The organism is Bradyrhizobium sp. 149, from assembly GCF_023073915.1.
In the GTDB taxonomy this organism is placed as follows: Bacteria; Pseudomonadota; Alphaproteobacteria; order Rhizobiales; family Xanthobacteraceae; genus Bradyrhizobium.
Map to the genome: position 1 here is coordinate 620,075 of NZ_JADPKK010000013.1, position 11,979 is coordinate 632,053.

Below are 11,979 nucleotides of genomic sequence, written 5' to 3' on the forward strand. Positions count from 1 at the left end.
TCATGCCAACCACGCGACGACAATTCCTGAACCTAGCCGGCAGCCTGACCGTCGCCGGGACGATCCCGATCGTCACGCTGCGGCCGCTCGAGGCGACACCGGCGATGCTCACCGCCGCGATCCGCAACGTGGTCGGCGAAGCACCTCTGCGCACCGGCAAGGTGAAGCTCGACATTCCGCCGCTGGTCGAGAACGGCAACACGGTGCCGATGACGGTGAGCGTCGCGAGCCCGATGACGGCCGACGACTACGTCAAGAGCATCCACGTCTTCAACGAGAAGAACCCGCAGCCGAACATCGGCAACTTCTATCTCAGCCCCTCCTCCGGCCGCGCCCAGGTCTCCACCCGGATCCGGCTCGCCGACACCCAGAAGGTGGTGGCGATCGCGCGCCTTTCCGACGACACGTTCTGGCAGGTCGCCGCCGATGTGGTCGTGACGTTGGCCGCCTGCACCGAGGAGATGAACTGATGGCGGCGCTGATCAACGTTCCGGCGAAAGCCCGGCGCGGCGATGTCATCGAGATCCGCACGTTGACCTCGCACATCATGGAAACCGGCTTCCGCCACACCGCCGACGGCGCGCTGGTGCCGCGCGACATCATCACGAGTTTTATGTGCCGCTACAACGGCACCGAGATTTTTCGCGCCGATCTCTTCCCGGCGATCGCGGCCAATCCATATCTCTCGTTCTTCACGGTCGCGAAGGAAAGCGGCAAGTTCGAGTTCGAGTGGATCGGCGACAACGGTTATTCGTCCAGCGCATCGGCAATGATCACGGTCGAATGAAGTTTTGGCGCGCGATAGCGGCGGCGGCGCTCCTCGCCACCATCCCTGCCCTGCTCGCCGGCGAGATTCCGCCGGACGCACGCCGCTCCGGCTATTCGTTCATGGGGCCTGACACGCGCGCGATGCAGGATGACGACACCTCAAATCCCGGCATGCTGTTCGTGCTCGACGGCGAGGCGTTGTGGACGAAAAGGACCGGCAGCGCCGACAAGGCCTGTGCGGATTGCCATGGTGATGCACGCGGCAGCATGAAAGGCGTCGCGGCGCGCTATCCCGCCTTCGACAAGGCACTGGCGCGCCCCGTCACGCTCGACCAGCGCATCAATCTCTGCCGCAGCAATCATCAGCAGGCAACGCCGCTACCCTATGAGAGCCGCGACCTGCTGGCTCTGTCCGCCTTCGTCGCGCACCAATCGCGCGGCATCGCGATCACGGCTGGCGACGATCCGCAACTGAAGCCATTCGTCGAACAGGGCCGCCACCTTTTCATGCGGCGCGAGGGCCAGCTCAACCTTGCCTGCACCAATTGCCACGACGACAACTTCGATAAGCGACTTGCCGGCGCGCCGATCACGCAGGGACAGCCGACCGGATATCCGCTTTATCGCCTGGAATGGCAGACGCTGGGCTCGCTTGAGCGGCGGCTACGCAGTTGCATGACGGGCGTCCGCGCCCAGGCCTATGATTACGGCGCGCCCGAGCTGGTCGCGCTCGAACTCTATCTGATGTCGAGGGCGCATGGCTTGCCGATGGAGACGCCGGCCGTGCGGCCCTGAATCCACAGATTAGGACTAGGCAGACGCGGAACGGCCGCTAGTATCCGCCCAAATTGAGTCACAGGGAGGGACCTAAAGTGGTCAACCACAAAATCTCGCGTCGTACGCTTTTAACGGGCACTGCCGCGGCTGGCGCGCTCAGCCTGACGGGATTGCCGGCGCGCGCCGAGGTGAACTGGAAGAAATACGCCGGGACCAAGCTTGAGGTGATCCTCGCCAAGGGGCCCCGCGGCGACAACCTGCAAAAATATGTCAAGGAGTTCACCGAGCTCACCGGCATCCAGGTCGAATCCGAGCAGATCCCGGAGCAGCAGCAGCGTCAGAAGGTGGTGATCGAGCTGACCTCGGGACGGCCGAGCTTCGACGTCGTCCATCTCAGCTATCACGTACAGAAGCGGCAGTTCGAGAGGGGCGGCTGGCTCGCCGACATGACGCCCTTCATGAAGGACCCGACGCTGACCGCCCCTGATCTCGTCGAGAGCGACTTCTCGGCAGCCGGCCTGCAATACGCCAGGAACGACAAGGGCCAGATGCTGTCGCTGCCGTGGTCAGTCGATTATTTCATCCTCTACTACAACAAGGAGCTGTTCGAGAAGAAGGGCATCGCCGTTCCCAAGACCCTCGACGAGATGGCTGCGGCCGCCGAGAAGCTCACGGATCCCAAGGAAGGGACCTACGGCTTTGTCGGGCGCGGCTTGCGCAACGCCAACATGGCGATGTGGAGCAACTTCTTCCTCAATTATGGCGGCGAATTCCTCGATGCCAAGGGCAATATCCTGACCGACGGTCCGGAAGCCATCGCCGCGACCAAGCTGTATCAGACGCTCCTGACCAAATCGGCACCTCCAGGCGTCGCCGGCTTCAACTGGATGGAGTCGATGGCCTCGTTCACGCAAGGGCGGTCCGCGATGTGGATCGACGGCGTCGGCTGGGCGCCGCCGCTGGAAGATCCGGCCGCCTCGCGCGTCGTCGGCAAGGTCGGCTACACCGTCGTCCCCGCCGGCCCGAAGGGACAATATTCCTCGACCTATGGCGACGGCATCGGCATTGCTGCCGCGAGCAAGAACAAGGAAGCCGCCTATCTGCTCTGCCAATGGGTGGTCTCGAAAACCCAGGGCGCGCGGCTGCTGCAGGCCGGCGGCGGCGTGCCGTTCCGCAACTCGATCCTCGGCGATCCCGAGATCCAGAAGGGCGTCAAGACCAAGGAGTGGCTGCAATCGGTGATCGATTCCGGCAAGATCAGCAAGCTGGGCCTGCCCGTCGTGATTCCGGTCGCCGAATTCCGCGATATCGTCGGCGCCGCGGTCACTGCGACCTTGTCCGGCGCCGATCCTGCCGCCGAGCTGAAGAAGGCCAACGATCAGTACCGGCCGATCCTGGAGCGTAGCGAGAAGGCGTGAGTGCGTTGACACAATCGGCTCCGGGCGCGGCACAGTCTGATGCCGCGCCGGAGAAAGAGTTACGGCCGCCGTCCTACTGGCCGTTCGTGGTGCCGGCCCTGGTCGTCGTGCTCGCGATCATCATCTTCCCGTGGGTCTTCACGATCTGGATGAGCCTGAACGAGTGGAAGGTCGGCTCGTCGACCACCTTCGTGGGATTCTCCAATTATCTGCGGCTGACGAGCGATCCGCGCTTCATTGAGGCCATCGGACATACACTGATCTACACCGCACTGTCCGTGCTGCTGCCGCTGGTGCTGGGCACCTTTGCGGCCGTGGTGTTTCACCAGAAATTCCCCGGCCGCGGCTTCCTGCGCGGCGTCTTCATCATGCCGATGATGGCGACGCCGGTGGCGATCGCGCTGGTCTGGACCATGATGTTCCACCCGCAGCTCGGCGTGCTGAACTATTTGCTGTCACTGGTCGGGATCCCCGCGCAGCTCTGGGTATTCCATCCCGCGACCGTCATTCCTTCGCTGGTGCTGGTCGAGACCTGGCAATGGACTCCGCTGGTCATGCTGATCGTGCTCGGCGGCCTCGCCGCCATCCCGAGCGAGCCCTATGAAAGTGCACAGATCGATGGCGCCAGCATCTGGCAGGTGTTCCGCTTCATCACGCTGCCGCTGATCATGCCGTTCCTGTTCATCGCCGGCATGATCCGCATGATCGACGCCGTGAAAAGCTTCGACATCATCTTCGCGATCACACAGGGCGGCCCGGGCTCGGCGTCGGAGACGATCAACATCTATCTCTACAGCGTCGCCTTCTCCTATTACGACCTCGGCTACGGCTCGGCGATCGCGGTCGTGTTCTTCCTGCTGATCGTCCTGCTTGCGGCGGTGATGCTCTATGCGCGCCAGCGCATGCTGTGGACCGAGATCGCGAGCGGAACATGACTCCAAGGCAAATCATCGGCAAGATCGGCCTGTGGTTCTCGGTGTTGGTCATCGTGTCGCCGGCAATCCTGTTCTTCCTCTGGATGGCGTCGCTGTCGCTCAAATTCGAGATCGACAATGCCGCCTATCCGCCGGTGTTCATTCCCGAGCATATCGCCTGGAAGAACTATGCCGACGTGCTCGCCTCCAACCGCTTCCTGACCTATTTCATCAACAGCCTGATCGTGACAGGCAGCGCGACGTTGCTTGCGCTGCTCGTCGGCGTGCCCGCCGGCTATGGCATCGCGCGCATGTCCGCGCACAAATCCGCGATCGTGATCCTGATCGCCCGCATCACCCCCGGCCTGTCCTACCTGATCCCGCTGTTTCTCATGTTCCAGTGGCTGGGACTGCTCGGCACGCTGGTGCCGCAGATCATCATCCACCTCGTGGTGACGGTGCCGATCGTGATCTGGATTATGATTGGCTATTTCGAGACAACACCGCTGGAGCTGGAAGAAGCAGCCCTCATCGACGGCGCCACACGCTGGCAGGTCTTCCGCCATGTCGCGCTGCCGATCGCCAAGCCCGGCATCGCCGTCGCCTTCATCCTGGCCGTGATCTTCTCCTGGAACAATTTTGTGTTCGGCATCGTTCTGGCCGGACGGGAGACGCGCACTTTGCCCGTCGCCGTCTACAACATGATCTCGTTCGACCAATTGAGCTGGGGCCCGCTGGCGGCCGCCGCGCTGATCGTGACGTTCCCGGTGCTGCTGCTGACGGTGTTCGCCCAGCGACAGATCGTCGCCGGGCTCACCGCAGGGGCTGTCAAGGGCGGGTAACTATTCCGCCGGCGCGGCCGTCATCTCCGCATGCGGCATGTAGTTCTCGCTGGTGCGCCGGCTGAGAACGTACAGTCCGGCTGCCATCACGGCGTAGGCGAAAGCGACGGATGGCGTGACGCCGAACCCACCGCCGATGCCCACGGATTCGCCGTGCATGAAGCCGAAGTAGGTCAGGACCGCACCGACCAGGGCGAAGGCCGACGCCTTCTCGAAATCGCGCTCGATGATGAAGACGCCGATCGCACCCAGGATGAGGCCGCCGAGAATGGAGCCGCCGCCCATCACGTCTAACCCGTGATAGAATACGCCCTGCTGAGGCAACGCGGCGATCGCGGCAGCCTTGACCGCGTCGGCCTTGTCGGCAGCCATTCCGCCGACGGTCGCAGCCGCGTTCATGGTCGAGCCCAGCATGGTGTCGATCTGGAGCTTGGCCCAGGCTGCCAGATGCGGCGTCAGCGCCAGCACGATCGCAGGCGCATGCTTGATCGGCGTGGTCTGGAACGCCTGTGCGCCGATGAGCATGCCGATGTAGAGCAGGATCGGCGAGATCGCGACCACCGGCACCAGCGCGAGCAGCACCGGGATGATGCCGAACCACGCCAGCACGACCACCATGATGCCGGTCGCGGCCGAGTAGCCGATACGGCCGCCCATCGCCTTCCAGCCGGGATGGCCGATATAGACGGCGTTGATGAAGGGGTTGCCCATCAGGCAGCCGATCAGACTGACGACGCCGTCGGCGGTCAGAACGCGTGTGGTCGGATATTCGTCGCCGGCCGCTTCCGCGCTCTCGACATTGTCCATGGCCTCGACAAGGTCGTAGATGCCGAACGGAATGGCGGTGACCAGGATGACCCCGAGGAATTCGAAGCCGGAGAAGACGTAGCCCACGGCGGGGATCGGCACCGAGAAGCCGAAACTGGCAAAGGCATCACCGACGCCCTTGATGCTCAATCCACCCAGATTGAACCCGAACAGGTTCGAGCCCCATGCGATGACCATGCCGACCGCGATCGCGATCAGGCCCGCCGGAATGCTCTTTGGATACTTCACGCCGCCGAACCAGCTCACCAGGATGATGGCGAAGCAGACCAGGCCGATCTGCGGCGTCATGTACATTTCGAGCGCCGGCCGCATCGAGATGAAGGTGACGGAAACGCCGGCGAGCGTGCCGAGTAGCGCCGCGCGCGGCGTGATCTTGCGAATGAACGGCGCGATGAAGCCGCCGATCATCAGGATGAAGCTCTGGAAAAACACCCAGACGAGACCGGCCGACCAGCCCTTGAGCGGATCGCCGGTCTTGATCGTGATCGGCAGCATGATCACGAAGGTCACGATGAACATGTGCGGCACGCTGACGCCGGAGGGCAGCGCGCAGACGTCGTTGCGGCCGGTCTTCTGCGCCAGACGATAGGCGAGGTATGCATAGTAGAAGGTCGACAGGCACATCATCAGCCCGAGTGCGGGAAGGATGCGGCCGAACACGAGCGAGTCTGGCATCTTCAACACGAACCGCAACAGGCCCGTGAGCACCAGCATGTTGACGAGGATATTGGTGCCGAAGCCGAAAAACGCGTTCCAGTCGCCCGGTGTCCATAGCGCCGGCTTGAACTCGGAGGTGCCGGCCGTCCCCGTCGTGCTTGTGCTCATGGTGATGCCCCTACGCTGATGTGGAAATCTTCATCGCCTCCAGTACCGCGGCTGAGCTTGCAACCCAGCCGAAGATGCCGCCCTGGGCCTTGATCATCTTCAGGCCCATCTCGTGAAACTCGGGAAAGTAGGACGCGCAGCCGTCCGAGATGACGACGCAGCGATAGCCGCGGTCATTGGCCTCGCGCACGGTGGTGTTGACGCACACTTCCGTGGTGACGCCGCACACCAGCAGGTTCTCGATGCCGTACTTCTCCAGCACGTCGGTGAGCTCGGTGGCGTAGAACGCGCCCTTGCCGGGCTTGTCGATCACGATCTCGCTGTCGAGCGGATAGAGCTCCGGGATGATGTCGTGGCCCGCCTCGCCGCGAATGAGAATGCGGCCCATCGGACCGGGGTCGCCAATGCGCAAGGATGGCGCGCCGCGCTCGACCTTCGCCGGCGGCGCGTCGGAGAGATCGGGCAGATGGCCTTCGCGCGTGTGGATCACCAGCATGCCGGTGTCGCGCGCGGCCTTCAGCACCGCACCGATAGGCTTCACCGCGCGCGCAAGCTGGCTGACGTCGTTGCCCAGCGTCTCGCCGAACCCGCCGGGCTCCATGAAATCGCGCTGCATGTCGATGATGAGAAGCGCAGTGGCCGACCAGTCGAGCTCGATCGGCCCGGGTTCGGCGCTGATGACGCCCCATGTCGGCTTGCTTGAGTTCAACATGACGCCCGCCCCTCGCGAGAACTCTCTGTGCCAGGAGTTCTGCAAGCGCCGTGCCATTATGTACAATGACGAGCGGGCGGACAGCGCGGCAAAATTTGCTGCACTGTCAGAATGTTATCAGGATGGCTCGCGTCTGCTTATTCGCTGTGCGACGGCTTTGCGACGTGCATTTGCTCAAAGGATGAGCGACAACGAAGCTCGCTTTTAGCGGGCAGTATCTCCGTACAGCCGTCGATACTCCTCCTCGTACGGCGCGTAGGAATCCTTCAGCGTCACCATGTTGAGCAGCATGGTCGCGACCACAATGTTCGCCTTGTCGAACACGCGCGTCTTGACCCAGGCACTCTCGGTGCGGCGGCTGCCGGAGAGCGCGACCACCTCGCGCTCGACTTCGTACGCCTCGTCAACAAACAGCGGGCCCTTCACCAGCCTGATCTCCTGATCGGCGAACAGGCCGACGGCCGGTCCCTTGGCCGGGAGAGGATCGTCCTTGGAGCGGTACTGTAGCAGCACGCTCAGCATCTCCATGGGGATGATGGGCTTGCTCCACGGATTGTCGCCGCTTGAATAGTAAGGCGAGGTCTCGGTGACGACCGCGAGCTTTTGCTGCAGCGAAAACGGATAGAGCTCGCCCATGGTCTGGTCCAACGCCATCCGCACCGTCTGCCGCTGGCTCGTCTGAGCCACCTTCACGTCGTGCAGGATCACGGGATCGGTCAGCGGCTTGAGTTGGCCGAGACGCGCCTCCAGCGCGGTTGCGGCGTGCGGTTCGCCGACGGAGGCCGTGCCGCGCAGCACCTCGGTGCCATCGCGCTTCACCATCTGGATCTGGCATTGGCTGGTGCCGGGCAATGGCTTCGACAGGATCGCCTGCACCTCCTCGCCTTCGTAACAGACGCTGCGGTAGTGCGCTGAGAGGCAGCCGCTCGCGAACCAGGCCTGTCCCCACAAACGCGCACCGAGCGGAGCGAACTGGCTGAAATGCGTCGGGCCTTCGATGGTGCCGCCCTTGAAGCCGAGCTTCTGCGCGGTGGCGTCGTGGTGGATCGAGGCGTGCGCGTCGTAAGTTTGCGCTTGCAGCATCTGACGCGGCCGGCGCCATGGCCCGATCAGGGCGCCGTCGGTCTCCGTGATCTCGGTATTGAACGCTTGTGCCGTCATGGTGTCCTCCGCAAGCAAGCCATGACTAGCAGGAGCGCCACGGATGCGGCCAGCGATATTGACTTCGCTGGTCCATGCCTTTGACTGTCACAATTCGCGTCGCGCAGCCGCCACTCCCTCCCGCAGCGCAATCCCATGCCGGACAAGAGACGAGGACTTCCGAGATGACGCTGATGCAGGTCGAGCTGGACGACAAATACCGGCTCGAATCGAAGCGGATCTTCCTGTCCGGCACGCAGGCACTGGTCCGGTTGCCCATGTTGCAGCGCGAACGCGACCGGCTTCAGGGCCTCAACACCGGCGGCTTCATCTCGGGCTATCGCGGTTCCCCGCTCGGCATGTACGACCACGCCCTGTGGCGCGCGAAGTCACACCTCCAGCAGCACGACATCGCTTTCGTCCCCGGCCTGAACGAGGACCTCGCGGCGACCGCCGTCTGGGGCAGCCAGCAGGTCGGCCTGTTTCCCGGCGCCAAGGTCGATGGCGTGTTCGGCATCTGGTACGGCAAAGGCCCCGGCGTCGATCGCTCGGTCGACGCGCTCAAGCATGCGAATGCCGCCGGCACCTCGGTCAATGGTGGCGTGCTGGCGCTGGCCGGCGACGACCATGGCTGCCAGTCTTCAACGCTGGCGCATCAGAGCGAGCAGGTGTTCGCGGCGGCGCTGATCCCCGTCATCAATCCGGCGACGCTGCAGGATTATCTCGACCTCGGCCTGTACGGTTTTGCGCTATCGCGCTTCTCCGGCTGCTGGGTCGGCTTCAAGGCGATCAGCGAGACGGTCGAGAGTTCGGCCTCGATCTACAGCGATCCGGAGCGAATCCAGATCAAGCTCCCCGACGATTTCGAGATGCCGCCCCGTGGCCTCAACATCCGCTGGCCCGATCCGCCGCTGGACGCGGAGAGGCGCCTGTTCGGCCCCAAGATGGCGGCGGTACAGGCCTTTGCCCGCGCCAACCAGCTCGACCGCATCGTGCTCGACTCCAAGCCCGCGCGGCTCGGAATTGTCGCGACGGGCAAGGCCTATCTCGATCTGCGTCAGGCGCTCGCGGATTTGGGCATTACGGACAAGGACGCGCAGGATCTGGGTTTGCGCATCTATAAGGTCGCGATGACCTGGCCGCTGGAGGAAAGCGGGGCCAAGCGTTTCGCCGAGGGACTTCAGGACGTGCTGGTGGTCGAGGAGAAGCGCGGCTTCATCGAAGACCAGCTGATGCGCATCCTCTACAATATCGATGCGTCGAGGCGCCCGACCGTGACGGGAAAACGCGACGAGCGCGGGGCGCCGCTGCTGCCGATCGAGGGCGAGCTGACGCCGACCCTGGTCGCGGCCGCGCTGGTGGCGCGGCTGCGCAAGCTCGGCCATCACAGCCCGCTGCTGGAGCAGCGGCTCGCGCGGCTCGAAGCCTTCGACAATCCCGTGACCACCAGCGCGCCGGTCAAGCTCGCGCGCACGCCGTTCTTCTGCTCGGGCTGCCCGCACAACACCTCGACGCGTGTGCCAGAGGGAAGCCGCGCCATGGCCGGCATCGGCTGTCACGGCATGGCTTTGAGCATGCCGACGCGTCGCACCGATCTGATCTCGCATATGGGCGCCGAGGGCGTGAACTGGATCGGACAAGCGCCCTTCACCACCGAGAAGCACATCTTCCAGAACCTCGGCGACGGCACCTACACCCATTCCGGACTTCTCGCCCTTCGCGCGGCATCGGCCGCCGGCATCAGCATCACTTACAAGATCCTCTACAACGACGCCGTCGCGATGACCGGCGGCCAGCCGGCCGAGGGCGGCTTCAACGTCGCGCAGATCGCGCATCAGGTCTGGGCCGAGGGCGTCAAGCGCCTCGCGATCGTGTCGGACGATCCCACCAAATACCCTGAGGCCAACTACTTCCCGCAGGGCGCGACCATCCATCATCGCCGCGAGCTCGATGCTGTTCAGCGCGAGCTGCGTGACATCAAGGGTCTCACCGTCGTGATCTACGACCAGACCTGTGCGGCGGAAAAGCGCCGCCGCCGCAAGCGCGGGCTGTATCCGGATCCCGCCAAGCGCGCTTTCATCAACGAACTCGTCTGCGAAGGCTGCGGCGACTGCTCGCAGGCGTCCAACTGCGTCTCGGTGCAGCCGCTGGAGACCGAGTTCGGCCGCAAGCGCCAGATCGACCAGTCGAACTGCAACAAGGACTTTTCCTGCGTCGAGGGTTTTTGCCCGAGTTTTGTCACCGTGCATGGCGGCACGCTCAAGCGGATCAAGACCTCGGCGGTAGACTCAGGCCAGTTATTTGCCGACCTGCCGCTGCCACCCGCGCGTGAGCTGGACGCCCCCTACAACATCCTCATTACTGGCATCGGCGGCACCGGTGTCATCACCATCGGCGCGCTCCTCGGCATGGCCGCCCATGTCGATGGCCGCGGCTGCTCGGCCCTCGACTTCACCGGCCTGTCGCAGAAGAACGGCGCCGTGATGAGCCATGTACGCATCGCCGCGAAGCCGGAAGACATCTCCGCGGTCCGCATCACCACGGGCGGCGCCGACGTCATCCTCGGCTGCGACATGATCGTCTCGGCTGGTCCCTCCGCGCTCAGCCGCGCCGAACGCGGCGTGACCAGGGCCTATGTCAACGCCGACCTGCAGCCCACCGCCAGCTTCGTGCAAAATCCAGATCTCGATTTCGAAATGGGCACGATGCAGACGGTGCTCCGCGACGCCGTCGGCGAGAAGAACCTCGACATCATCGATGCCACCGGCATTGCCTCAGCGCTGATGGGCGATTCGATCGCGACAAATCCCTTGATGCTCGGCTTCGCCTTCCAGAAGGGCGCGATCCCGCTGTCGCTCGAGGCCCTGCTCCGCGCCATAGAGATCAATGGCGCGGCGGTCGAGATGAACAAGCTCGCCTTCAGCTGGGGGCGCCTCGCCGCCCACGACATGTCGCGGGTACGTAGTGTGCTGCAGTTCAGGAGCCGGGCATCCGCGCCGACGAAGTCGCTCGACGACATCATCGCGACGCGCGCGGAGTTTTTGACAGGCTATCAGGACAAGGCCTACTCCGACCGCTACCTGGCCGCCGTCGCCAAGGTGCGCAAGGCGGAAGCGGCTGCCTCGCCCGCGTCCACGGAGCTGACCGAGGCCGTCGCGAAAAACCTGTTCAAGCTGATGTCCTACAAGGACGAGTACGAGGTCGCACGGCTCTATACCGACGGCAGTTTTGCCAGGAAGGTCTCGGAAAAGTTCGACGGCGACTTCAAGCTGAAGTTCCATCTGGCCCCGCCGATCTTCGCACAGCGCGACGAGACCACCGGACATCTCCAGAAGAGGGAATTCGGCAGCTGGATGATCCACGCCTTCCGCGTGCTGGCCAAGCTAAAATTCCTGCGCGGCGGCGCGTTTGATCCGTTCGGCCGCACCGAGGAGCGCCGGACCGAGCGGAAGCTGGTCGAGGATTATCTCGGCATGATTGATCAGCGGATCTCCGGGCTGAAGGCGGAGCAGATCCCGTTGCTGACGAGGCTCGCACGGCTGCCGGAGACGATCCGCGGCTTCGGGCATGTCAAGGAAGCCAATATCAAGCTGGCGGCCGCCGAGAAGGCGCGGCTGGAAGTAGAACTGGAGAACAGCCGCTTTGCGGCGGCGGCGGAGTAGCTGTGGGAATGCAAGCTCTCTCCGCGTCATTGCCAGGAGCGCTTGCGACGAAGCAATCCAGAAATCCTTCCGCAGAGACAGTCTGGATTGCTT

Annotated in this window: 10 protein-coding genes; 7 read left to right on the forward strand and 3 right to left on the reverse strand. The window is 63.9% G+C overall.

Annotated features, from left to right (window positions below; translation table 11 throughout):
- Positions 1–2 precede the first annotated feature (2 nt).
- From IVA88_RS08240 to IVA88_RS08265, 6 genes are all read left to right on the forward strand, one after another.
- A complete protein-coding gene (locus IVA88_RS08240; protein WP_247496776.1) occupies positions 3–470 on the forward strand; it encodes a SoxY-related AACIE arm protein in 468 nt (155 codons plus the stop codon).
- Complete coding sequence (gene soxZ / locus IVA88_RS08245) at positions 470–787, forward strand: thiosulfate oxidation carrier complex protein SoxZ (RefSeq protein WP_247496777.1); 318 nt, start codon at positions 470–472, stop codon at positions 785–787. Before IVA88_RS08240 ends, soxZ begins: the two co-directional genes overlap by 1 nt.
- Positions 784–1,563 (forward strand): sulfur oxidation c-type cytochrome SoxA, encoded by a 780-nt coding sequence (soxA, locus tag IVA88_RS08250; protein WP_247496778.1) that lies wholly within the window; start codon positions 784–786, stop codon positions 1,561–1,563. Before soxZ ends, soxA begins: the two co-directional genes overlap by 4 nt.
- Before the next feature lie 77 nt (positions 1,564–1,640).
- On the forward strand, positions 1,641–2,963 hold the full coding sequence (locus IVA88_RS08255) for an extracellular solute-binding protein (RefSeq protein WP_247496779.1): 1,323 nt from the start codon (positions 1,641–1,643) through the stop codon (positions 2,961–2,963).
- Positions 2,960–3,898: a sugar ABC transporter permease gene (locus IVA88_RS08260; RefSeq protein ID WP_247496780.1), complete on the forward strand. Its 939-nt coding sequence runs from the start codon at positions 2,960–2,962 to the stop codon at positions 3,896–3,898. The genes IVA88_RS08255 and IVA88_RS08260 overlap by 4 nt, the downstream gene beginning before the upstream one ends.
- Positions 3,895–4,719 carry a carbohydrate ABC transporter permease gene (locus IVA88_RS08265; protein WP_247496781.1) on the forward strand — a complete coding sequence of 275 codons (825 nt, stop codon included), beginning with the start codon at positions 3,895–3,897 and terminating at the stop codon, positions 4,717–4,719. Before IVA88_RS08260 ends, IVA88_RS08265 begins: the two co-directional genes overlap by 4 nt.
- On the opposite strand, the gene IVA88_RS08270 is transcribed toward IVA88_RS08265, so the two are convergent.
- From IVA88_RS08270 to IVA88_RS08280, 3 genes are all read right to left on the reverse strand, one after another.
- Entirely contained in the window at positions 4,720–6,372 is a 1,653-nt protein-coding gene (locus IVA88_RS08270; protein ID WP_247496782.1) for a regulator, read from the reverse strand. It lies immediately after the preceding gene.
- Positions 6,373–6,382: 10 nt separating this feature from the next.
- Positions 6,383–7,084 (reverse strand): isochorismatase family cysteine hydrolase, encoded by a 702-nt coding sequence (locus IVA88_RS08275; RefSeq protein WP_247496783.1) that lies wholly within the window; start codon positions 7,082–7,084, stop codon positions 6,383–6,385.
- A 204-nt stretch (positions 7,085–7,288) separates the two neighbouring features.
- Positions 7,289–8,245, reverse strand: coding sequence for a hypothetical protein (locus IVA88_RS08280; RefSeq protein WP_247496784.1), 957 nt, complete (start codon positions 8,243–8,245; stop codon positions 7,289–7,291).
- Positions 8,246–8,409: 164 nt separating this feature from the next.
- Between IVA88_RS08280 and IVA88_RS08285 the strand changes: the two genes are divergently transcribed.
- On the forward strand, positions 8,410–11,886 hold the full coding sequence (locus IVA88_RS08285; protein ID WP_247496785.1) for an indolepyruvate ferredoxin oxidoreductase family protein: 3,477 nt from the start codon (positions 8,410–8,412) through the stop codon (positions 11,884–11,886).
- Positions 11,887–11,979 lie beyond the last annotated feature (93 nt).

Coding starts and splice junctions, on each gene's coding strand:
- IVA88_RS08240 (WP_247496776.1), top strand. CDS start 3: ATGCCAACCACGCGACGACAATTCCTGAACCTAGCCGGCAGCCTGACC.
- soxZ (WP_247496777.1), top strand. CDS start 470: ATGGCGGCGCTGATCAACGTTCCGGCGAAAGCCCGGCGCGGCGATGTC.
- soxA (WP_247496778.1), top strand. CDS start 784: ATGAAGTTTTGGCGCGCGATAGCGGCGGCGGCGCTCCTCGCCACCATC.
- IVA88_RS08265 (WP_247496781.1), top strand. CDS start 3,895: ATGACTCCAAGGCAAATCATCGGCAAGATCGGCCTGTGGTTCTCGGTG.
- IVA88_RS08270 (WP_247496782.1), bottom strand. CDS start 6,372: ATGAGCACAAGCACGACGGGGACGGCCGGCACCTCCGAGTTCAAGCCG.
- IVA88_RS08275 (WP_247496783.1), bottom strand. CDS start 7,084: ATGTTGAACTCAAGCAAGCCGACATGGGGCGTCATCAGCGCCGAACCC.
- IVA88_RS08280 (WP_247496784.1), bottom strand. CDS start 8,245: ATGACGGCACAAGCGTTCAATACCGAGATCACGGAGACCGACGGCGCC.
- IVA88_RS08285 (WP_247496785.1), top strand. CDS start 8,410: ATGACGCTGATGCAGGTCGAGCTGGACGACAAATACCGGCTCGAATCG.